Here is a 23,417-nt window from a genome sequence, read left to right as displayed (position 1 = left end):
AGTCTTATCCTCTATATATCCCGCTCAGGTGTTAATAATCAGATAAAACGCAGTAACCGACAAACGAGAAATTACCCGCTATAATTAAGAAATTCTAATCCATAAGCGCACTCTGACACGATGAAGAGATTACCTCCATTGAAAGCACTGCTGGCGTTCCGCCACGCCGCAGAAGCGCAAAGTTTTAAGATCGCTGCCGAGCAACTTAATGTTACCCAGGCAGCCATCAGCCAACAGATCAAAACACTGGAACAACAGCTTGGACAGGTACTGTTCAGACGCCTGACCCGGGCAGTAGAACTGACCCCGGAAGGGCAGCAGTTACTACCTTATGTCAGCAAAGGATTTGCCACCCTGGAGGAAGGCGTCGCGCAATTGGCTGAAGATCCACACCCGGACCGGCTTACCCTCAGCACCCTGCCCTCATTCGCTGCACGCTGGCTGGTGCCTCGGCTGGGCAATTTTCAGGAACAGGCCCCACAGATTAATATCCACCTGTCCCCCGGCTTACAACTGGTATCCTTTGAAGGCAATGAACTTGACCTGGCAATCCGTTTTGGCAGGGGTGATTACCCAGGGCTGAGTTCACGACTGCTGCTGAAAGATTACCTGATTCCCGTGTGTCATCCCGGGCTTATAAATCAGGAGCAACCGGTTCCCGCACAGCTGGAGCAGCTAGCCGTGATATCGGATGAAGCCCCGGATATGCAGATGCTATGGCCAGATATAGAACAAGCATTAGGCGTCAGGTTTCGTGAGGGTGCATCCCGCCTGCACGTTTCCGATTCCACCATGCTGGTCGAAGCGCTACTCAGTGGACAGGGCCTGGCGATGCTGCGCTTCAGCCTGGCTTACGATCTGCTGGAACGAGGACTTCTGATCTGCCCCATGCCGGTCTATCTCAGATCTGTCTTTGATTTTTACCTGGTGGCGCCCGAACAACACTTTCAACGACCTAAGGTTCGCACGTTTGAAAACTGGCTACGCCGGGAAATTCAGGTGATCGACCGCAGCTGGGAACAGTTTTACCAGACACACTTTGCCGGCCTGTCATCAACTCCAGATCAGTTACCCTGAATTTTGTCATCAGATTCAAGCACGAATCATTTATGGAAATAACTTAACCAGCACTAGGCCGAAGCAGCCCGCAGAAAGCGGGCCATATAACGCGCAAACATCAGAGCATCCACTGAAGCGTCATCCTGCTCAAGAGTTGCAAGTCCCTGTTCTGTTATTGACCCGGGTATTACCTCTTCTTTGAGGGACTCGAGCAACGCTTTCTCATAGCCGGTGGTGAATTCGGGGTGCGCCTGAACCGTCAGGATACGATCACCGTAGACCAAACCGGCATTCCGGCAGAAGTCTGAGCTGGCAAACACCTCAGCATACGACGGTTTGATCACTACCTGATCCTGATGAATAGCATTCAGACAGATCGATGCACTGTCATTCAGCTTCCAGCCATCGGCCAGCTGATAATAATGCTGTCCGACACCCCAGCCACCATCATATTTAGCCACTTTACCGTCGAACGCTTCGGCGATAACCTGATGGCCGAAACAAATTCCCACCATTGGTACTTCGGCAACATAGATATCACGAATCAGCTGTTTCAGCGGGGCGATCCAGTCCAGCTCATCGTAGACACTATGCTTTGATCCTGTAACGACCCAGCCATCACACTGCCCTGCGCTGACAGGAAAGTCGCCCAGACGAACGTCAAAGACCTCAAAACTGAAGCCGCATTCGGTGCGGCCGAACATCTGCACCACCATATCTGCAAAAGAGCCATACTCAGCCATCAGTTCAGCTTCGTTAGTCCCGGTTGCCAGAATACCTATATTCATCAAATTAACGCTTCCAAAAACAGAAAGGCCGCTCAATGAGCGACCTTATTTTACAACAGCGATCCTCCGGAGTGCAGAACCGCTATTAAGCGCGATTTTCCAGAAAACGGGCCATCCAGTTAGCTACTACCAACGAATCGGTTGCAGCACCTTGCTGACGCAGCGTATCAAGACCCGCATCAGCGGTCTCATCCGGGATTACCTCGCCCTTACGCAACGTCACCAGCTCGGTTTCATAATCGAGATTAAATTCCGGGTGCGCCTGGAAGGTAATGATCTTATCGCCATAGATCAGGCCTGCATACTTACAGAACTCTGACGCGGCAAAGACCTGGGCATTAGCCGGTTTTGTTGTAACCTGATAACGGTGCATCGCACTGATAGTAAAGCCAGCAGGCGCGTTCTGGATAAAGTCATAATCGCCGATCAGCTCGTAGCTATGCAGCCCGACACCCCAACCACCATTGAAAGCTTCGACTTTACCATCGTACGCTTCAGCGATGATCTGGTGACCGAAGCAGATCCCCACCAATGGCTTACCGGCAACATCGATATCCAGAATCAGACGCTTCAATTGGAGCATCCAGTCACGGTTTTCATCGACATTAAACTTGGAACCGGTAATGATCCAACCATCGCACTGCCCGGCACCCTTCGGAAACAGGCCATCGCGAACATCGAATACTTCATATTCAAAGGCACAATCAGCCTGGTTAAACAGCTGCACGAACATATCGGCATAAGAACCATATTTGCCTAACAGTTCATCCGGAGTGATACCGGTTGCAAGAATACCTATCTTCATAACATTACCTTTGAAACTTTTACCTTAAAACATCAACAGCCAACAAATATGACCGTTTATTTAAAGTGACCCGACCACACCGGACCGGGTCACTCTTTATCCCTGGTTGGCCAGAGCCTTTTAATCCTGGCTGGCCAGCAACCGGGCCTGACGGCGCATCTGGAACCACATCCTCGCGATAACGCCCCCGCGACGATAGCAACCATTCACGACTGGCCAGAGCCTTTTACTCTTGGGCTGCAAGCAACCGGGCCTGACGGCGCATCTGGAACATCGCGGCAATAACACCCGCTGCAACAATAGCAATCATTATGGTCGCCAGCGCATTCACTTCAGGCGTTACACCCAAACGAACCTTGGAGAAGATTACCATCGGCAAGGTACTGTTACCCGGACCGGATACGAAGCTGGCAATAACCAGATCATCCAGCGACAAGGTAAAGGACAGCAACCAGCCGGAGATAATCGCCGGTGCGATCATCGGCAGCGTCACCAGGAAGAACAGCGAGGAAGGCTTAGCACCCAGATCCATTGCCGCTTCTTCCAGCGTTTCGTCCATCTGTGCCAGACGGGACTGCACAATCACTGCTACATAGGCCATACAGAATGTTATATGGGCAATAATAATGGTGCCTGTACCACGGCCAGACGGCCAGCCGAACATCCCCTCCAGCGCGACGAAGAGCAGCAACAGGGACAGACCGGTGATAACCTCCGGCATAACCAGCGGCGCAGTAATCCAGCCGGAAAGAATCATCTTGCCGCGAAAGCGGCCAAAACGACTCAGCACAAACCCAGCCATGGTGCCCAGCACCACCGCCACACTGGCGCTGATAAAGGCTATTTTCAGACTCAATAGCGCGGCATCGATAATCTGATCATTTTCCAGCAGTGCCGAATACCATTTCAGCGACCAGCCACCCCAAACTGTTACCAGTTTGGATTTATTGAAGCTGTAGATAATCAGGGCGATCATCGGCGCATACAGGAAGATAAATCCCAATAGCGCCGTGGTATTAAGGAATATAGATCTGCGTTTCATTACAGGGATACCTCCTGTTTGCCCCGGCCATTAAAGGCCGGAGCGGTATTCATCTGCCAGTCACAACACAAGAAACTCTGCACCGCAGCATCTAAAAGAAGAGATCTATCGTTCATCAGATCGCCTCCTCTTTACCCTGACCATTACGGATCAGCATGATAGGTAACACCAGTACGACAAGCATGACTATGGCAACTGCCGAGGCCATCGGCCAATCCCGGTTGAGGAAGAATTCATCCCACAATACCCGGCCTATCATCAACGTATCGGAACCACCCAACAGCGCAGGAATAACGAACTCACCCACCGCCGGGATAAACACCAACAGGCAACCGGCAATAATACCCGGTACAGCCAATGGCAGCGTGATCAGGAAGAAGCTGTTGATCGGTCGAGCTCCCAGATCCTCAGCCGCTTCCAGTAAAGTCATATCCATCTTCTCCAGCGTGGTATACAGCGGCAGAATCATGAATGGCAGGTAGGTGTAAACGATACCGATATAGACGGCAAAATCGGTCTGCAGCATGATCAGCGGCTGGTCGATTGCACCTATATACATCAGGAACTCATTGACGATACCGTTCTTCTTCAGGAAGCCCATCCAGGCGTAAACACGCAGCAGGAAGGAGGTCCAGAAGGGCAAAATCACCAGCGCAAGCAGCAGAGCCCGGGTAGTCGGTTTACTCCGTGCGATCAGGTAAGCGATCGGAAAGCCCACCAACAGGGCGAAGAACGTCGATACCCCTGCGATCTTAACCGAACTCAGGTAAGCATCCAGATAAAACGTATCTTCAAACAGGTAGAGGTAGTTACCCAGATTGAGCTTAAGATTGACAAAAGCCTCCTCCAGATCCCACTCCAGCAATGGCGTATATGGTGGGATCGCTATCGCGGTTTCCGACAAAGAGATCTTGAAAACCACCAAAAATGGTACGAAGAAAAAGATCGCCAGCCACAAGGATGGCACCGCCAGAACCCCGAAACGGCCCCAGTTAATTCGACGCAGGAAGTTATACTTGGCCAGGCGTGATGCAGGCGCATCAACCCAGGCAGAACCGGATGGAATACTCATGACGTCAATACCACGCTGCTGTCAACGTCCCAGGACAGGAACACACGGTCATTCCAGGTAAAGCGCTCGCTCATATCCCTGGCAAAGTTAGGTTGTGTAACCCGTACCTCTTTACCGCTGTCCAGGCGCACGCGATATACCGACAGGCTGCCCATATAAGCGATCTCTTCAACGATACCGCAAATACAGTTTTCATCCTGCATCGGTTTGTTACGGCTGATCTTGATCTTCTCAGGGCGCAGGGCTACATGAACCTTCTGGTTCGGAGCACAGCTGATACCGTGGTTGACGAAAAGAATACCGCCGGCTTCTTTAGACTTAATCCGCACGCTGTCCGGCTGATCTTCAATCACCTTACCTTCAAACAGGTTCACCGAACCGACAAACTCAGCCACAAAACGGCTGTTCGGATATTCATAAACATCGTGTGGCTCAGCGGTCTGGACGATCTCTCCGTGATTCATAACACCGATCCGGGTCGCCAGGGTCATCGCCTCTTCCTGGTCGTGGGTCACCACAACAAAGGTCACACCCAGCTCTTCCTGGATATTGATCAGTTCAAACTGAGTCTCTTCACGCAACTTCTTATCCAGTGCGCCCAGCGGCTCATCCAACAACAATAGTTTCGGACGCTTAACCAGAGAACGCGCCAGAGCAACCCGCTGCCGCTGACCACCGGACAATTGATGCGGCTTACGCTTACCCAGGTGTCCCAACTGAACCATTTCAAGCATCTGCTGTGCTCGCTGCTTAACTTCAGCACGGGCAATACCTTCACGCTTGAGACCGAAAGCAACGTTGTCTTCAACCGTCAGATGCGGAAACAGGGCGTACGACTGAAACATCATGTTTACCGGACGCTTCCATGGCTGCATACCCGACATATCAACACCGTCGATCAGAATACGACCGCTGCTCGGCGTTTCAAATCCGGCCAGCATACGCAACAAGGTACTCTTACCGGAACCTGAACCACCGAGCAGGCAAAACAGTTCATTCTTATAGATATCAAGCGAGATATTATCGACCGCGGTGAACTCACCAAACTTTTTTGTCACATTTTCAATGCGTAAAAACGGCTCAGCTCCGTCCTGTTTCCACAACGGCAGTTCAGCCGGTGTCACAGATGACACAGGGGTCGCGGAATTCTGCTGACCAATAGTTGGAGTTGAAGTCATACTAAACCCTCAGGTACTTATTCTTATGGAGAATTATTCAAGAAGCCTTCAAGACGACACGTGCCGGGCCGGTAATCCCCCGCCTATACCAGGGGCTCGAAGGCTTTTTCAATAACTCACAGGTTTTAAAAGTTAAGCGCTTTAAAGGCCTTAAAGTTATTAAAGCAGAAAGCAGGGAGGCGAAAACCGCCCCCCCCTAAGCCGATTAACGGCCGGTCTTGATGCCAGTCCAGGCACGGGTCAGCAGGCGATCAAACTTGCTGGTGTGTGCATTCTGGGTAAACAGGTTGGATTTAACTTCATCAGATGGGTAGATACCCGGATTGCTACGCACTTCTTCCAGCAGCATAGGCTCAGCCGCCTTGTTAGCTACCGCATAGTAAGCATAGTTGGAGATGCTGGCTGCGCTATCCCCTTTCAGGATGTAATCGATCAACTGGTGAGCTGCTTCCTTATGGGGCGCATCAGCCGGGATCGCAAGCAGATCGAACCACACAAGAGTTCCCTCTTTAGGGATCGCATAACCGATCTCGATGCCCTGGCCCGCTTCTTCAGCACGGCTCTGGGCTTGCAGTACGTCACCGTTGTAACCCAGGGCTACACAGGTCTCGCCGTTTGCCAGATCAGAAATGTATGTAGAAGAGTTGAACTTACCATAGCTTTCACGCACTGATTTCATCAGCGCAGTCGCTTGTTTCAGGTCGCTCTTCTTTTCAGAGTTAGGATCAAGGCCCAGGTAGTTAAGCGCGATGGATATTACCTCAGCTGGAGAATCCAGCACGGTAATACCACAATCTTTCAGTTTGGCAGCCAGTTCAGGCTTAAAGATCAGGTCCAGGCTATCCACCGGCACATCGCCCAGACGGGCTTTGATCATCTCAACGTTATAACCCAGGCCGATAGTACCCCAGGCGTATGGTACGTTGTGCTTGTTACCATCATCATGACGGGCGATCTTTTCGATCATCACGCTATCAAGATTATTGTAGTTAGACAGTTTGGCACGATCGATCTCTGCATAAATGCCAGCCTGAACGTGACGCTCCAGGAAAGAACCGGTCGGTACGACAACATCATAGCCGGAACCACCAGACATCAGCTTTGCTTCCAACACTTCGTTGGAATCATAAACGTCGTAGTTCACTTTGATGCCGGTTTCTTTAGTGAAGTTTTCCAGAATTTCCGGGCTGATGTAATCAGACCAGTTATAGAAGTTAACAACCTGCTCTTCAGCAATTGCAGTAGTGGATACGGAAATGGCAAGTGCTGCTGCCAGACAATGTTTCATCGGGCTGAGTTTTTTCGGATTCATCGTTTTACTCCATTCAGGCGCTATGATGTTTTCTACGTCGAAACGCGACATCTTTATTCAGCTTTAGCTCTTTCAATACCGGTGACGGTTAACGTCAGAGCCACATCTTTTTGTTGTTGTTATCCTGGCTACCATCTCTGTAACAGAGCAGTAGCGCTTAGGCCTATCTACCGTAAAGTGCATAACGAACGCTTTACGATTAACGCTTTCGCGTTATAAAAAATTTACGCTAATGCTCCCTGCCAGCTATATACCCCCCAATGGGTAGGTATAAATCTATGTCGAATCAACTGCATCAGACCCGACATAAGTCCTTACTAATCAATACACTACAATCAAACCTCTGAACTGATCAAAGCAGTCCCAGGTAAGATTCATATTCAATATCGGAGATGCGTTCGCTCAGCTTACGCTGCTCCTGACGCTTCGCCGCGGCAAATACCCGGACAAACTCATCGCCCAGATACTCTTTAAGCACATCGCTGGAAGCGAATATTTCGGTCGCATCGTCCCACTTATTAGGCAGGCTCAGCTCACGATTTGCTTCAGCATAAGCATCACCAACAATCGCAGCAGGCGGCATCAGCTTGTTCTCGATGCCATATAAAGCGCCGGCAAGAATAGTCGCCAGTACCAGGTACGGGTTGGCATCAGCACCGGATACACGGTGCTCAATACGGCGTGCAACACAAGGGCTTTCCGGAATACGGATCGCAACGGTGCGGTTTTCATAACCCCAGCTGGCAAATGTCGGCGCATGGGCACCCGCCATAAAGCGACGGTATGAGTTCATGTGCGGAGCAAAGGTCAGCATGCCGTCTGCCATGGTATTCATCAGACCGGCAACCGCGTATTTAAGGATGTCAGCACCCTCTTCGGTACCGTTATCGAAGACGTTATTACCCGCCTCATCGATCAGGCTGAAATGAACATGGAAGCCGTTACCACTGTTCTGGGCATAAGGCTTAGCCATAAAGGTGGAAGCGTAACCGTGCTTACGGGAGATACCTTTTATAAGGCGCTTAAACAGGATCGCCTGATCACCTGCCGCTAAAGGATCAGCAACATGGTTAAGGTTGATCTCAAACTGGCCAGGGCCCAGTTCGGAAATTATAGTATCCGCAGGAACACCCTGAATCTCACACACCTCGCGCACTTCGGCGAAGAATGAAGACAGACCATCCATCTCATCGATAGAGTAGCAATCGGTTTCTGTCAGACGACGACCATGGCCTTCAGACAGCACCGGAGGCTTAGGACGCTGAGTCTCATCGGACTCGCCATCCATAAGATAAAATTCCAGCTCTGTTGCCATTACCGGGGTCAGACCGATCGCTTTAAAGCGTTTCACGATACCGCTCAACACCTGACGCGGATCAGCACCAAAAGGGGTGCCGTCCGGGTTAGACATCATCGCCAATATCTGGCTGCGAGGCTTCTCAGCCCAAGGCACGTCAACTGCTTGATCAGTTACCGGCATACAGATGCCATCGCTGTCGCCGGTATCAAATACCAGGCCGTTCTCCAGCACATCGTCGCCCCAAAAATCAAAGCCCAACACTGAACGGGGCAGCTTAACGCCCTCTTCAAACACTTTGCCCAATGCGCTGGCTGGCAGACGCTTACCACGTAAATTACCGTTCAGGTCGGTAATAAACAGATCAAATTCTTTATCGTTATTCGATGACATATAAGATTCTCTCTCGAAATCTTTGGACGCTTCCAGACCATCTATAAATAGCCTGCCGCGTATTACTTCTGCTGTACGATCATCATAGCCCAAAAACACTATTTGTGATCACAAACAATAACCCAATGTGATCACAATTTTGCTTTTCGGTCAATAACGACTTTTATAAAAAAAGTCGTGCACCCTATTTAGTGATCGCATTAGAATAGAAGAAAAAATGCCAGAACCTATATAAGACTTATATACGCCCATGGACAAGAAATCTCCGATAGAAATTACCTTAACCGAGCGCGATGACGCTGTAACTATCACCCAGTGGGTATACAGAACCCTGCGCAACGCGGTGATGAACGGCGAAATCCTGCCAGGCAGAGCCCTTACCATTCGCGAGCTGGCCAAGATTCTTGACGTCAGCCCAATGCCCGTAAGAGAGGCGCTACGCCAGCTTGCGGCCGAGAACGCTCTGGAGATCCAGGGTAACCGCCGGGTCATGGTGCCGAAGATGACCGCGATGAAATTCACCGAACTCTGTGAAGCCAGAATCGCCATCGAATCCCACGCGGCTGCCCGCGCCCTGCCCTATATAGACAGTGGCAGGCTGGAGCAACTACGCGGCCTGGACCGCCTCATTGATGACGCTCAGGATGCCGGCAACCTGGAACAGGTGAGCATCCTGAACCAGAATTTTCACCGTGCCCTGTATACCGCCAATCCGCATCAGGTCACCCTGCCCCTGATCGAAAGCCTGTGGTTACAGCTAGGCCCGTTTATGCGCCTTGCCACCAGTAAACTGGAAGAACATTACCAGGTAGACCGGCACAACGAAGCGATGGCTGCCATCGAAAAGCACGACGCTTTCGCCCTTCAACTGGCTATTACTGCGGATATCAGAGAAGGCTTTTCCTTTGCCGCAACGCCCGAACTGCTACAACGGTTCATCGATAAATCCAACGCTCCGGCCGCATAAAAACAGCCTTATTTAATAACTGTTTAGCTAATTCTCTCTACTAAAAGACAATGCCCCGGGGATTATTTTTCAATCTTCAGGGCATTTTTTTTGTTGACTTTATTATTTTGTGATCACAAAATGAAACCAATTCTGGATGACTAAGTGAAGTTTCGCTTAGTTTTTATGATCACATTTCAGTGCGCTCTGGCTTCTAGTCAGCCTACTGAGTTCAGACGCTTTCATGACTGCGAAAGTCTGGTTGGGAGATAAACATGCTCGAAGATAAAAACAACAGTTCCTCAATCACCGCCGATGTACAGGCGATCGATGCTGACCACCACATGCACCCGTTCACTAACACCGGTGCCCTGAACAACAAAGGCGCCCGCGTTATCACTAAAGGTGAAGGCGTTTATATCTGGGACAGTGAAGGCAACAAGATTCTCGATGGCATGGCAGGCCTGTGGTGCGTCAACATGGGCTACGGCCGCAAAGAGCTTATCGAAGCGTCTGACAAGCAGATGAAAGAGCTGGCTTACTACAACACCTTCTTCCAGACTACGCATTCTCCTGCTGCACAGCTGGCTAAAGAGATTGCCAGCGTTACCCCTGGCGACCTGAACCACATATTCTTCGCCAACTCCGGTTCAGAAGCGATCGATACTATTATCCGTATGGTTCGTCAGTACTGGTGCATCAAGGATAAGCCTTATAAGAGCATCCTGATCGCCCGTGAAAACGCATACCACGGCAGCACCGTTGGCGGCACCAGCCTGGGCGGCATGAGCGGCATGCACAAGCAAGGCGCGCCACTGGTTCCAAACATTGAGCGTATCCGCCAGCCTTATTGGTACGGCGAAGCCGACGACATGTCAGAAGAAGAATTTGGCATAGCTTGCGCTAAAGCACTAGAAGAAAAAATCCTGGAGGTTGGCCCGGACAATGTTGCAGCCTTCGTTGGCGAACCGATCCAGGGTGCTGGCGGCGTAATCGTGCCACCGGCTAACTACTGGACCGAAATCCAGAAGATCTGTGATAAATACGACATCCTGCTGGCCGCTGATGAAGTAATCTGTGGCTTCGGTCGCACCGGCAGCTGGTTTGGTTGTGAAACCCTGGGCTTCAAGCCAGACATCATGTCGATGGCAAAAGGCCTGTCTTCAGGTTACCTGCCAATCGCAGCAGTGGCCGTCGGTGACCGCATCGCCAACACATTCATCGAACACGATGACGACTTTAACCACGGCTTTACCTACTCCGGGCATCCGGTTGCAGCAGCCGTTGCTATCGCAAACATCAAGCTGATGAAAGACGAGAATATTGTCGACTACGTCGGTAAAGATATCGGCCCTTACTTCCAGCAGAAACTGCGTGACGCACTGGCAGATCACCCGTTGGTTGGCCACATTGAAGGTATTGGTCTGGTTGCCGGTATTGCCTTGATGAAAGACAAAGCAACCAAAGAGCAGTTCGGTGATGATATCGATATCGGCATGATCTGCCGTGATCACTGCTTCAGCAACGGCCTGATTATGCGTGCTGTTGGTAGCCGTATGGTGCTGTCACCACCACTGGTTATCAGCCATGAAGAAGTTGACGAGCTGTGCCAGAAAGCGAAGCTCTGTTTTGACCTGACCCTTAAGTCGGTCAGCTAAACGATTATTTTCGCTTAACCGTTCCACTGCGTAACTATTTCACTATCGTCACGCAGCAGGAGTATCAGGTTAAATCGCACAGGGTCGCGATTACTGAGTTGCTCGCAACTCAGAGTCTGATACTCCTCTTCGCCTGGCTACCTCAGCTGTTAACCAGTTGCCTGGCCCATTAAATCGGGCCTTGACCAGAACCGCGCAAGATCGTCAGGATGACAGTAGCCGGGCATTTTTTGTTATATTAATTAATACACCAACATCGGGAGGCAGACCATGTTTCATAAATCCGGACATGATATGACTTCAGCCCAGTGGCAAAAGGACCTTGCTTCCCTGATCGACCATATTCGCCTGCCCAGCTTCCCTAAAGTGCTGGAACAGTTTCTGCACAACATGTGTCACTTTGACACTATGCTGATGGTGACTTTTAAAAAGTCATTTAAACCGATCATTCTGCATCCGACCAACCCTGCAGAACAGAGCATGACGCTGCATACCTATATCAACCGGGCTTACATCCTTGATCCGCTGTTTAACGCGATTCAGGACGGTGCTGGCCAGGGTGTCAGCCGCCTGATCGAGATCGCACCGGACTCTTTCGAAACCACCGAGTACTATCAGAGTTGCTACAAAGATTTTGACCTGGTGGATGAGATTAATCTGGTTATCGAACTGGATAGCAAAATCACCTGCGCCATCTCGCTGGGTCGCCGTACCAGTCTTGGTACTATCACCCGGGCAGAACTTAACCGGCTCAATGAAGTGTACCCGATCATCAACTCGCTGATCCGCCAGTTCTGGTTCTCCCAGTCCCAGGAATACGTCCAATATGAGAAATCGGCAGGCGCGATGAAGCAAGCACTGAGCAGCTTCGGCAGCGGCGTACTGACACCACGGGAACAGCAGATCTCCGGCCTGATCCTGCAGGGTCACTCATCCAAGGCGATTGCCAACATGCTGGATATCAGCCTCGGTACCGTTAAGGTGCACCGCAAAAATATCCATACCCGGTTAAATACCTCCAATCAGTCTGAAATCTTCACGCTGTTTCTGGCCCACCTGAAAGAACTGGATCCGACAGCGACGGCTACCGCCCTATAAGCCAGACGTCGCTACGCGACTTGCTAGTGGCTAGAAAAAGCTTAAAGACTCAGATATGTGGGAGCCACGCCCTCGTGGCGATTGGTTTAGCACTCTGTATATCCTCGCGACGAGGTACCCGACGGGGCATGCTAGGGTCGCTCCTAAAAAAGATCGTAAGTTGGTGTTAGCGCATCAATGCCCAACAATCCATATGCCTTCTGTTGGAAGCGAGCTACAGCATCACCCCTATTTTCATATTCTTCTGGAATACACCGCCCCACTTCGTAAGCTGATATTCTTATCAGAAGAGAATAACTCTGGGGAATTATCATGATCAAAGGCAGTTGCCTGTGCGGCAAAGTAAACTACAGCATTACAGGTAAAGTGGGTGACATCGTGCATTGTCACTGTCAGACCTGTCGCAAAGCCCATGGCAGTGCGTTTTCAAGCGTGGCGGCGGTGCAGGACAGCGACTTTGAACTCAGCGGTGCAGAGCACCTGAATCACTTCGAGTCATCGCCGGGCAAGCAACGTTATTTCTGTCTCAACTGCGGCACTCAGATTTATGCAAAACGGGAAAACACTCCTCATATTATTCTGCGTTTGGGCTCCCTCGATAATGATCCTCAGAGTAAAGAGCAAAGCCATATCTGGGTTTCGGATAAAGCCAGTTGGTATTCGATCAACAGCGATCTGCCGCAACATGAGCAAAGTGACTGATGAACCAAGAGAATAGTCCACAGCAAAATAATTACTAATACCACCAACCCTAACGCAATATTTGTTCTTCAAATCCCAGTTTCAGCAATATTCTTCTACCCTTTTAGTGTTACGCCCTGCCATAGCCCCTTCTTTATTGATCCAGATCAGCCTTCAAAAACAGGCTCCGGGATAGACTTCCCTGACTTATGATTCACTTTTCAGCTTGAATACTAAAAAAACATATCAGGTTGACACACAACGACTTGAAGGAGCCTGCCTTGAACGCACAGCAACCCGCCCTGCAGGGCCAGCGTCAGTTTATATCCGGTAATGAGGCGGTTGCTCAGGCAGCACGCGATGCCGGTTGTAAAGTTGCCGCCGCTTATCCTGGTACGCCATCAACTGAGATTCTGGAATTTATCGCCCAGTATCCGGAGATGTATACCGAGTGGTCGATCAATGAGAAGGTCTCCCTTGAAGTCGCAATCGGCGCGTCACTGGCCGGTAGTCGTTCGCTGTGCGCCATGAAACACGTTGGCGTAAACGTTGCTTCCGACGCACTGATGACGCAAACCCTGATCGGCGCAGTCGGTGGTCTGGTTCTTATTGTTGCCGACGATGTTGGTCTGTCCTCTTCACAAAACGAGCAGGATTCCCGCTACTGGGGGCGCTTTGCCCACATTCCGTTACTGGAACCCAGCGATGCCCAGGAAGCCTACGAAATGACCCGCATTGCATTCGGCTTGTCAGAGCAGTATGACGTCCCCGTCATGGTGCGTCTGACGACCCGAATCTGTCACGTTAAAGGCGTGGTCGTTACTGATCAGCCGGAACAACATACCGCCAAGGGCTTCGAGAAAGATCCGGCGCGCTTTGTAATGGTGCCGGGTAATGCCAAGAACCGCCTCCCGCTGATGATGGAACGCGATAAGGTGCTGGCTCAGGCGACTCTTGATCATCCCCTGAACCGGATTGAAGAAGGCAGCGACAGCAGTATCGGTTTCGTCACCTCCGGCGCGGTCTATTACCATATAAAAGAAGCTTATCCAGACGCACCGATCTATAAACTCGGCTTCAGCCATCCGGCGCCTATTGAAGGCATTCGCCGTTTCGCTGAGAGCGTCGACAAACTGATCGTCGCCGAAGAAGTTGAACCCTTGCTGGAAACCGAACTGCGCGCTGCAGGTATTGAAGTGTACGGTAAAGATCTGCTGCCAAGAATTGGCGAACTGGCTCCACAAGTACTGACACCCTGCATCGATAAACTGCTGGGCAAAGAAACCGATGCTGATCTGATTCCAACAACTCAGGTATTCCCACGCCCACCAACGATGTGCGTTGCCTGCCCGCATCTGGGAATCTATTACTGCCTGTCCCACGTTAAGAATACGATTATCGCCGGCGATATCGGTTGCTACACTCTGGGAGCCGGTCATCCCTGGAACGCTCTGGATACTACGATCAGTATGGGTGCATCACTGAGTGTCGCCCAGGGTCTGGACAAAGGCCGGGCAGAACAAGATAAAAACAAGAACATTCTCGCCGTTATCGGTGACTCAACCTTCCTCCATATGGGTATGCAGGGCCTGCTGGATATTACCTATAACAAAGGTAACGTCACTATTCTGCTATTAGACAACCGCGCAGTCGGCATGACCGGTGGACAGGATGCGCCGTCATCAGGCAAGAATATCCATGGTGAAGAAACCATGCAGGTTGATTTCCGTAAACTCTGCGAAGCCCTGGGCGTTAAGTCCGAGCGGATTCACGAGGTTAATCCTTATGAGCTGCCAACGCTGTTTAAGGCGCTGCGCACTGAAACTAAGATCAAAGAACCATCCGTGATTATCACCAACCAGCCGTGCGTGCTGACTGAGCGCTATGGCAAGCTGCCGCCGCTGAAAGTAGAAGATGATAAGTGTACCGGTTGCAGCAACTGCCTGGATATCGGCTGCCCGGCGATTCTGGTAACTCGCCGTGAAACCGTTGTAAAACCCAACGGTAAGGAAAAAGAACTGGCGTTCGTAAACATAGACACTGCGGCCTGCACAGGCTGTAACCTCTGTACCGGGACCTGTGCACCGGATGCTATCGTGCCGGCATTCAATGTGAATAAGATCAACGCAATCGAGGTAAAATCATGAGCGATCAGGTAACCAACATTTTAGTCGTTGGTATCGGCGGCCAGGGTGTCATGACCGCCGCCGATGTTTTAGCGCAAGCAGCATTGGAACTCGGTTACGACATCAAGAAAACTGAAGTGGCCGGCATGGCACAACGGGGCGGCGTAGTGACCTCTCACGTCCGCTTCGGCACTAAAGTCCTGTCGCCTTCGATCAAGCCCGGTGATGCCGACATGATGATCGCTTTCGAACCTGCTGAAGCACTGCGCTGGCATACCCATCTGAAAAAAGATGCGGTAGCGATGATCAATAGCTATCCGCTGGAGCCGCCAGTAGTATCAATCGGCCTGTTCGATTATCCGGAAGACCCGATCGGTAAAATGCGCGCTGAGAAGGTTAACCTGCACCATTTCAATGCCGGTGAAGCAGCTATTGAGCTGGGCGACCGACGTCTGGTTAATACTATTATGCTTGGCGCCATCTCAGAGCACCTGCCATTCAAGGCCGATGTGTTGAAGGATGTTATATTATCCAGATTCGCCCGTAAGGGTAGCGCCCTGGTGGAACTGAACCGCCAGGCCTTCGAGCTGGGACGTACAGCATTTAACTGATCAGCTTTTTCAGCGATTTCATTAATCAGTCAAGCAACCAGCCATCCGGTTCTCACCGGATGGCTCATCTCTTCCAACAGTCCCACCTGAATTTTTTTCAATTGGCATCAGAACAGCAACTGATTAAAATTTAATCAGCTTTAGTTTGACCTTCCCAAACCTCAATCGTATCTGTACCGGCTAACCGGTGCGGTTTTAACACTGGAATATTGATGAGAATAGTCCGTAATATTTTTAAACGCCTTGCCTTCCTCTACGGTACATTTTCACTGTGTATGTTTCTATTCGGTTTTATCACGACGATGAGAGTCGGATTCGGTTACTGATGTTCCGGTTTTGACACTATCACCTATTTAGACGTTATCACCCATTGAGACGTTACCACCTGCTTAGACGCTAAACTGGCGTCCATATGCCCTGAATAGTTGTTATATCAGCTCAAGATGTTATAAAACTGTCAGTAGATTCTTTCACGTTCAGGAAGTAGCGTGAGTAGTACAGTTATCAGGTCAACAAGCATGGATGCTTATGTATAACAATCTTTTTCTTCTGTTCTCTCGGACAGATGGTGCTTTTGAGCAGGAGATGTTCTGCCACAGGGTTGCCGTCTTTCACCAACACTGCCGTTTCAATGTCCCTATGGTGCTGGTTGGCGCAGCCTGCATTTCGCTGTTTCTCTGGCTCGCCAAGACCAGTCCTTTCACGCTTATCCTATGGCTGCTGGCCCTTGCTATCGTCGTTTCAGCAATGATGATCTGTGATCGGATTTACGACCCAGAAGAATCCTACCCACAGATCCAGGGCTGGCTTAAGCTGCGCCTTTTTATCGGCTCGTGTTGCGCCGTTCTCTATGGTTTATCGCCATTTCTTATCCCGACAGAAGCAGACCTGGCACTGAGCGTCTGTATGTTCACTATAATCATTTTTATCTGGTGTATGTCGTTACTCAGCATGACCACATTTCCGGAATACTATCTCATCTACACCGCTGGTCTGTTGTTACCGATGGCCATCTACCTGTTGCATAACGATCAGCAGGTGGCCTCACTGTTTCTCTTGCTGCTTGCCATCGCTATCCTGGTGGCGCTGCCAAAAGCGTTCAGCCTCAGCCATACCGCGATACGAGAGATCTCTCACCGACTGCTGCTCAAGCATGAGATCGAAGATCACCTCACCGCCCGCAATCAGCTAACCAAACACGCCCTCTACGATCAGCTTACCGGGCTCTATAATACGCGACTGTTCAACGAATCAGCTCAGCTCATCATCGCTAATGCCAACCGGATTCGGAAGCGCGTCGGTCTGATCATTCTCGATGTCGATAACTTCAGTAAAATTCATAACCAGTTTGGCACTCAACAAGCTGACCTTGTACTTCAGATAACCGCAGGTCGCCTGGTCAATAACATCCGTGAATCAGATATTCCGGCACGCATTGGCGGCGACCGTTTTGCCATTCTGGTCGCCAACCTGGATAACGAAGAGCAACTGGAAAAACTGATCGATTCGCTTTCGGAAAAACTCGCTGAGCCCATTCCCCTGACACATCGGCAGCTAAGCATTCAGGCCAGCTTTGGCAGAGCTATTGCACCAGATGATGAGTGCAACATAAAACGACTGCTGCTGAGCGCAGAACAGCGGATGAATCAGGTCAAGCGGGTAAGGCACCAGAGAAATATAAGTCTTAACAGCGGTACGGATACCCGTCCCTGATCTAATGTATTGCTAATGGTACTGAGATACCTACAATACCCTGCTGTTTTGAGCCGGTCTTTTGTAACGGAATCGCCATGGAAAATAGAAACATCAGAGCCGATCTGATCCTGCTGTTAGTTGCTGCAATCTGGGGCTTTGCGTTTGTTGCGCAACGTCTGGGCATGGATTATCTCGGTCCTTTTGGTTTTAACGCCAGTCGCTTCCTGCTGGGCGCAGTATCGCTGCTCCCCCTGCTACTGTTTTTTAAACCTAAGCCCGGTTCTACCGACCGACTCAGAATGACAAAAGGCAGCGCCCTGGCCGGCATCTTCCTGTTTTCAGGAGCTTCCCTGCAACAGGCTGGCCTGCTCTATACCTCTGCCGGTAATGCAGGATTTATCACCGGACTCTATATTATTATCGTACCGATTATGGGCCTGCTTATCGGCTTCGCCACCCGCATCAATACCTGGCTAGGCGGAATTATTGCGGTAATGGGATTGTACTATCTGAGTGTCGGCGATAACTTCAGCATAAATACCGGCGACCTGCTGGTGCTCGCCAGCGCCCTGTTCTGGGCCGGACACGTGATAGTTATCGGCAAGCTGGCAGGCCAACTGGACAACCTGCGCCTGGCGATAATCCAGTTCTTCATCTGCGCCCTGCTTAGCCTGCTGGTTGCTCTGGTGTTTGAACAGGATACATTGTCGCTTGCGAATATAATTGCCGCCTGGCAGCCCATTGCCTATGCCGGCCTGTTTTCAGTGGGCATTGCTTATACCCTGCAGGTTGTTGCCCAGCGTGATGCACCTGCCTCACATGCCGCGATTATCATGAGTCTGGAAGCCGTTTTTGCAGTCATCGGCGGTTGGTGGTTACTTAATGAAGAGTTCAGCAACCGTGCGATAATCGGTTGCTGCCTGATGCTGGCCGGAATGATTCTGTCGCAATTAAACCTGTCACGTCGCCACCAGCAAAACCCGACCTGAAGCACGGCTATTAAGCCCCGCCAGACCATTACTACGCTTCGGTTACAACTAACCGGTTAAAATCAGATATAAAAAAATCCCCATATCATCCGATATGGGTATTTTTTTGGCATAAGGTGAACAATCTGCTGTTCAATGCCTTAGTGGAATTTTTTCAGGAAATCTTCATTGGTGAAAACGAAATCATCCTTAGCGGCAACCGAGTGACAACCACTACAAAACGCATTGGTCTCTTCCAGTTTACCGTCATAACCTGCAGCCCAGCCCCAGTTTTTGGCATCCGGGGTCGCGCTGTCCCTTAGCTTTACCATGATCGTCAAATCAGTCGGTTTTTGCGCCTTAAAAGCGGCCAGATCATCAAACTGTTCCTTCACAATCACAGAACCGACCGGGTATTTATAAGGCGCAGTTCCCTGATTGGTCGCCAAACCTACATCGTTAACATACACATCCCGGTAACCTTCACGGCCCTTATGGACGCCACTTACCAGACCGGTAGGATCACCGGTACCGGTTCGCCCCTCGGTAATTTTGGTCCAGCTTTTAAAATCGGCCCAACGACTATCCGTATCACCTGAATAATCCGGAGCCGAAGCACAGCCCGCCACCAGGCCACTGACTGTCAGAAAAAGACCTGCTTTAATAAAGCTACTGGGTTTCATATTATTTTTCCCCTTATGGCAGAGCCTGAAAAGAAGACTCTCTGCCTACTATTGAATACAAGAATATGATTCTCAAGTGATCAATCCATGATCTTAAATTACACGACGACCCATTGAGATCATCCACCTGCATTCGCTGAAAATCGGTAAGCACTTAATATCGCTCCCGAAAGCCGAATGCTATTACCGGCACATGAAATCAACCTGAAAAATAACTTTTTCATTAGCCAATTGCAAATATAACAGGCATGAAATAACACGCTAGGCTATTAATTTTATTGAACAAACTGCTATGACTGATGTTTAAAACGGTTTAATCTGCATCCGGTATCAACATTAGCAGGTCAGTCACTCCAGGATCGACACCGGACTGACTGAGCAGAGTGCTTATCTGGCCGCGGTGATGGGTCTGATGGTTAAACAGATGCTGCACCAGAAAACCAAAGGGTTTCACGAAGGCTTTCCCTTTAGTGTTGTTATATGCCAAAGCGACGGCATAATCCTCTTCCCGTGCCTCCAGGGCGAAACTCTGAATAATGGTATCGAGCACCATCCTGACACGGTGTAGCTCTGTAAAATCGCTAAACAGTATTTCTGACAGTGCCGCAGGCGATGGAAAAGTAAGAACAGGCTCCAGTGATGCAAACCCCACCGGATGCTCAGCAAAGCGTTTGAGCCATATGATATCGCCCACCAGAAGATGATTCAGGGTACCGCTAACCGAGCCAAAGAAAGCGCCGCGGTCCTCACCAAGCTGCTCAGCGTCCAGCATTGAAGCCGCGTGATACAGCTGTTCATTCATCGATTGGTTGTAACCGGCTAACAACTCAAAATGTGCTTTCAAGGCCCCCGTGTTCGAGGCCCCTGCTTTCAAGGCTTTAGTCACTCGCTCAGCTCCGATTCAAACAACCCTGTACCCCGACCATTCAGGTCTTTCAGGTTATGCTTCTTCTGGAACTCAACAATACCCTCCTTACCCTTCTTCTCTGCCCAGCGGGCGAGTGTCGGCCGCTCACCTTGCGGCTCAAAATAGGGGACAGCAAAGCCGCAGGAGGTTTGTACCATTTCGATATCCAACAGAAAAACCTGCCGGGCACCGGAAAAATCCGGAAACAGCCCGACCAGCTCTTGCCACTCCGGGTCACGTTCATGCACGACAGTCGCGTTGCCATACAAACGCAGAATTAGCGGCGTTTTGTCAAAAGAGCAAAACATCACCGTCATGCGCCGGTTCTCGAGCACATGGCTGGCGCTTTCATTGCCACTACCGGTTAGGTTAAGCCAGGCGATTCGGTTTTCACTCAGTACCCGGAAACTATCCATCCCCTTCGGCGAGACATTAACAAAGCCTTCAGCACCGGCGGTACCGACAAAAAACAACTGCTGATCCCGGATAAAACTGATCTGTTTATCATCCAGCGGCCTGAACTGATCACCCATATTAAAACTCCATGTTTACAAAACTTCTCAATATCCGTTTTCTGCGATTAGATCGTTTAACCCAGATGAAACAGTCACCGCCACAGCATAATTGAGCGCCGATTCAAACTGCTATCAGATAGATTACAAAACATATCAGTAAAACTACAAGTGGCAGGAACATATAGTGAGAGAGCTTTATCCCCTCGCTCTGACTCAGCCTGACGGGTGTTTCAGCAGCCTGCTCATATTCCCTGATCAGCTCCAGGCCACGTACGGCATCTTCTTCAGACACCGACACAGTAGCGAAATTTATTGCCCCAAGCTCACCGACCCCACCTTGCAGATAGTGGCCGCCAACATGGCTATCAATGCCACTGGCATCGAGCATACCGGCGATGATATGTGCTTCGGTTATATCCGCAGCCCGGTAAATTTCCTGCATCTCAATCCCTGTCAGAGATAAATAACGTCCTGATTACCATACCGCGCCTGGTGCGACGATGCCAATCACGGCTGAAAAACCAGTTATTCGGGGAACGCCTACGAACTTAAGCTTTGGCAAACTTAACTCACTAAAGGCCGTACTAAAACTTTAAGTACCGCCAAAGTAAATCTGTCAATTGTTCTTGCCATTGGCTTATTCCACAACACTTAATCCTGCAACTCAACTGTTGGCAAACGCCTCAAGAGAACTCCCCTCCAGCCGGTAACCTATCCACTCATCCTGCGCTTTGGCTCCGATAGAGCGGTAGAACTGAATCGCGGGCTCGTTCCAATCAAGCACACTCCACTCAAAGCGGCCACAATCATTGGCCAGAGCCGTTTCTGCCAGATGTTTCAGGATAGCCTTACCGGCACCGGAGCCCCTGTATTGCGGAGACACATACAGATCTTCAAGATACAGTCCGCGCTTGCCGAGCCAGGTTGAATAGTTAAAAAAGTAAACCGCAAAACCGACCGGTTCATTATTGATACTACAGATGACAGCTGAGGTCGTTGAGTCACTGCCAAACAACGAGTTCTCTATATCCAGCTGAGTCGCTATAACTTCATTTTCTGCTTTTTCATAAATAGCCAGCTCGGTGATAAACCTGAGAATAAGGCTGGAATCATTCACCGTAGCCTGCCGGATTTCAATTGCGGACACGCACTTCTCCATTTTCAGTCGCCAGGAAAACGTTAAAACAACGTAAGCCTGCCCTGGCCTCTCTGCATCATATCCGCCAATCTGTTCAGGCTTCGACAATGTCGTCTTTCAGGCTCAACACAAATGCCACAATATCATCACACTCTTGCTTAGGTACACTCAACACCCGCATCGTATCTGCAGCATGGCCAAGAAATATCGACCAGTCGCTTTCACTGATGTGCATCCCCGCGTGGCTTAGCTTCATATTCCGGCCGGTGTAATAGACCGGCCCGCCAGCACTGTTACACAGATAATCGATCAGCAGCTGCTTCTCTCTTGCGATCCCATCGCTGCCGCGATTCTGCCAAAACCGGCCCAACTGCATATCAGTCTGCAAACGGGGCAACAGATCATCAACAAATCCGGTAATCCCAGCGTAGCCACCTAAACGCTCGTACAATGATTGCTCAGACATTTTATTCTCCTGGGTTGTAGGTAGAACAATGACGTTTCAGTGCGCAGAGTACTGCCTGAGTAAACCTCAATGCGCAATTCCATCTAAACCTGATATTAGTCAGCTTTCCCAGAAACCTCCAAGCAGCACATCAATTTGTACGAACTCTTCGATCAATCTGTGCCTCAAAAATTACGGTGATCCGTGGCGGATCATTTAAAATACCCGATCTCATCTGAGGTTAGGTAGCGCCACTGGCCCGGTTCAACATCTAAGTTAATAGCGCCTATTTTCTGTCGATGCAGGACAACTACCCGGTTACCAACCGCCGCAAACATCCGCTTTACCTGATGGAATTTACCCTCTGTTATGGTCAAAAACACCTCTTTGGGGTTGATAACCTCTAATCCGGCGGGCAGGGTAAGTGAGCTCTCACCCTGTAACTGAACACCCGCCGCAAACCTGGCAGCAGTATCATCTGCGACTGGATCACGCAGCCCCACACGATAGACCTTCTCACACTGGTTTTCCGGGGTAATGATATTGAACGACCAGCGACCGTCATCGGTAATCAGCACCAAACCTGTAGTATCGGCATCTAACCGTCCTGCGATATGCAGCTCACTGGCTTTATCTACATTAAGAAGGTTAAACACTGAGGGATAGGCCTCATCGATATTCGAGCAGACAGTATCGCGGGGCTTATGCAGCATAATATAACGTGAGGGGCGTGGTGTGAGCGTTTCGCCAGCAAGCGTAATAGAGTTATTCTCATGTACCTGGGACGATTCGCTGGCCACAACCTCGCTATTAACTCTCACTTCACCGGCACGGATAAAAGCCCTGGCTTCGTTTCGGCTCAGCTCAGTGCTTTTACAGATAAATCTATCGAGACGCATAGCAGGTAACACCAGAAGAATATTCGAAAGCGGAATTATCGATATTAACCGGAAACAAGTAAAACCCGTAACGGACGAATTTCAGCAACAGATCGGGGCAG

Annotated in this window: 23 protein-coding genes; 9 read left to right on the top strand and 14 right to left on the bottom strand. The window is 50.2% G+C overall.

Annotation, left to right across the window (positions count from 1 at the left end; all coding sequences use genetic code 11):
* Window positions 1-120 precede the first annotated feature (120 nt).
* Window positions 121-1,077, top strand: coding sequence for a LysR substrate-binding domain-containing protein (locus ACQUQM_RS03110; protein ID WP_432473022.1), 957 nt, complete (start codon window positions 121-123; stop codon window positions 1,075-1,077).
* A 53-nt stretch (window positions 1,078-1,130) separates the two neighbouring features.
* Here the strand turns inward: ACQUQM_RS03110 and ACQUQM_RS03105 are convergent, their stop codons facing one another.
* From ACQUQM_RS03105 to ACQUQM_RS03075, 7 genes are all read right to left on the bottom strand, one after another.
* Entirely contained in the window at window positions 1,131-1,847 is a 717-nt protein-coding gene (locus ACQUQM_RS03105) for a glutamine amidotransferase-related protein (protein WP_432473021.1), read from the bottom strand.
* Between the two features lie 85 nt (window positions 1,848-1,932).
* A complete protein-coding gene (locus ACQUQM_RS03100) occupies window positions 1,933-2,652 on the bottom strand; it encodes a glutamine amidotransferase-related protein (protein WP_432473020.1) in 720 nt (239 codons plus the stop codon).
* A 226-nt stretch (window positions 2,653-2,878) separates the two neighbouring features.
* A complete protein-coding gene (locus ACQUQM_RS03095; RefSeq protein WP_432473019.1) occupies window positions 2,879-3,694 on the bottom strand; it encodes an ABC transporter permease subunit in 816 nt (271 codons plus the stop codon).
* Between the two features lie 115 nt (window positions 3,695-3,809).
* Entirely contained in the window at window positions 3,810-4,766 is a 957-nt protein-coding gene (locus tag ACQUQM_RS03090; RefSeq protein WP_432473018.1) for an ABC transporter permease subunit, read from the bottom strand.
* On the bottom strand, window positions 4,763-5,944 hold the full coding sequence (locus ACQUQM_RS03085) for an ABC transporter ATP-binding protein (protein ID WP_432473017.1): 1,182 nt from the start codon (window positions 5,942-5,944) through the stop codon (window positions 4,763-4,765). Before ACQUQM_RS03085 ends, ACQUQM_RS03090 begins: the two co-directional genes overlap by 4 nt.
* Window positions 5,945-6,149: 205 nt before the next feature.
* Window positions 6,150-7,256, bottom strand: coding sequence for a polyamine ABC transporter substrate-binding protein (locus tag ACQUQM_RS03080; protein WP_432473016.1), 1,107 nt, complete (start codon window positions 7,254-7,256; stop codon window positions 6,150-6,152).
* A gap of 352 nt (window positions 7,257-7,608) precedes the next feature.
* Window positions 7,609-8,946, bottom strand: coding sequence for a glutamine synthetase family protein (locus ACQUQM_RS03075; RefSeq protein WP_432473015.1), 1,338 nt, complete (start codon window positions 8,944-8,946; stop codon window positions 7,609-7,611).
* A 250-nt stretch (window positions 8,947-9,196) separates the two neighbouring features.
* Here ACQUQM_RS03075 and ACQUQM_RS03070 point away from each other — a divergent pair, with 250 nt between their 5' ends.
* The 8 genes from ACQUQM_RS03070 (at window position 9,197) to ACQUQM_RS03035 (ending at window position 18,750) form a co-directional block, all read left to right on the top strand.
* Complete coding sequence (locus ACQUQM_RS03070) at window positions 9,197-9,913, top strand: GntR family transcriptional regulator (RefSeq protein WP_432473014.1); 717 nt, start codon at window positions 9,197-9,199, stop codon at window positions 9,911-9,913.
* A 254-nt stretch (window positions 9,914-10,167) separates the two neighbouring features.
* Window positions 10,168-11,550: an aspartate aminotransferase family protein gene (locus tag ACQUQM_RS03065; protein ID WP_432473013.1), complete on the top strand. Its 1,383-nt coding sequence runs from the start codon at window positions 10,168-10,170 to the stop codon at window positions 11,548-11,550.
* Between the two features lie 270 nt (window positions 11,551-11,820).
* Window positions 11,821-12,648, top strand: a complete 828-nt coding sequence (locus tag ACQUQM_RS03060) for a LuxR C-terminal-related transcriptional regulator (protein WP_432473012.1) — start codon at window positions 11,821-11,823, stop codon at window positions 12,646-12,648.
* 312 nt (window positions 12,649-12,960) lie between these two features.
* Window positions 12,961-13,350, top strand: a complete 390-nt coding sequence (locus ACQUQM_RS03055) for a GFA family protein (protein WP_432473011.1) — start codon at window positions 12,961-12,963, stop codon at window positions 13,348-13,350.
* A 260-nt stretch (window positions 13,351-13,610) separates the two neighbouring features.
* Window positions 13,611-15,476 carry a thiamine pyrophosphate-dependent enzyme gene (locus tag ACQUQM_RS03050; RefSeq protein ID WP_432473010.1) on the top strand — a complete coding sequence of 622 codons (1,866 nt, stop codon included), beginning with the start codon at window positions 13,611-13,613 and terminating at the stop codon, window positions 15,474-15,476.
* Window positions 15,473-16,066 (top strand): indolepyruvate oxidoreductase subunit beta, encoded by a 594-nt coding sequence (locus ACQUQM_RS03045; protein WP_432473009.1) that lies wholly within the window; start codon window positions 15,473-15,475, stop codon window positions 16,064-16,066. Before ACQUQM_RS03050 ends, ACQUQM_RS03045 begins: the two co-directional genes overlap by 4 nt.
* A gap of 528 nt (window positions 16,067-16,594) precedes the next feature.
* The gene (locus tag ACQUQM_RS03040) at window positions 16,595-17,779 is read left to right on the top strand and encodes a GGDEF domain-containing protein (RefSeq protein ID WP_432473008.1); all 1,185 of its coding nucleotides are present in this window, start codon (window positions 16,595-16,597) and stop codon (window positions 17,777-17,779) included.
* A gap of 77 nt (window positions 17,780-17,856) precedes the next feature.
* Window positions 17,857-18,750 carry a DMT family transporter gene (locus tag ACQUQM_RS03035; RefSeq protein ID WP_432473007.1) on the top strand — a complete coding sequence of 298 codons (894 nt, stop codon included), beginning with the start codon at window positions 17,857-17,859 and terminating at the stop codon, window positions 18,748-18,750.
* Between the two features lie 140 nt (window positions 18,751-18,890).
* On the opposite strand, the gene ACQUQM_RS03030 is transcribed toward ACQUQM_RS03035, so the two are convergent.
* From ACQUQM_RS03030 to ACQUQM_RS03000, 7 genes are all read right to left on the bottom strand, one after another.
* Window positions 18,891-19,412 carry a cytochrome P460 family protein gene (locus tag ACQUQM_RS03030; RefSeq protein WP_432473006.1) on the bottom strand — a complete coding sequence of 174 codons (522 nt, stop codon included), beginning with the start codon at window positions 19,410-19,412 and terminating at the stop codon, window positions 18,891-18,893.
* A gap of 313 nt (window positions 19,413-19,725) precedes the next feature.
* Entirely contained in the window at window positions 19,726-20,256 is a 531-nt protein-coding gene (locus ACQUQM_RS03025) for a DinB family protein (RefSeq protein ID WP_432473005.1), read from the bottom strand.
* Window positions 20,257-20,294: 38 nt separating this feature from the next.
* The gene (locus tag ACQUQM_RS03020) at window positions 20,295-20,852 is read right to left on the bottom strand and encodes a pyridoxamine 5'-phosphate oxidase family protein (RefSeq protein ID WP_432473004.1); all 558 of its coding nucleotides are present in this window, start codon (window positions 20,850-20,852) and stop codon (window positions 20,295-20,297) included.
* A 103-nt stretch (window positions 20,853-20,955) separates the two neighbouring features.
* Entirely contained in the window at window positions 20,956-21,276 is a 321-nt protein-coding gene (locus tag ACQUQM_RS03015; RefSeq protein ID WP_432473003.1) for a DUF2007 domain-containing protein, read from the bottom strand.
* A gap of 222 nt (window positions 21,277-21,498) precedes the next feature.
* On the bottom strand, window positions 21,499-21,981 hold the full coding sequence (locus ACQUQM_RS03010; protein WP_432473002.1) for a GNAT family N-acetyltransferase: 483 nt from the start codon (window positions 21,979-21,981) through the stop codon (window positions 21,499-21,501).
* Window positions 21,982-22,066: 85 nt separating this feature from the next.
* Window positions 22,067-22,438 (bottom strand): group I truncated hemoglobin, encoded by a 372-nt coding sequence (locus tag ACQUQM_RS03005; RefSeq protein WP_432473001.1) that lies wholly within the window; start codon window positions 22,436-22,438, stop codon window positions 22,067-22,069.
* Between the two features lie 191 nt (window positions 22,439-22,629).
* Window positions 22,630-23,316, bottom strand: coding sequence for a pseudouridine synthase (locus ACQUQM_RS03000; protein WP_432473000.1), 687 nt, complete (start codon window positions 23,314-23,316; stop codon window positions 22,630-22,632).
* Window positions 23,317-23,417: the final 101 nt, after the last annotated feature.

The organism is Amphritea sp. HPY, from assembly GCF_050870985.1.
In the GTDB taxonomy this organism is placed as follows: Bacteria; Pseudomonadota; Gammaproteobacteria; order Pseudomonadales; family Balneatricaceae; genus Amphritea.
The sequence above is the reverse complement of the archived record's forward strand: the minus strand, read 5'-3'. Positions and strand labels throughout refer to the sequence as shown.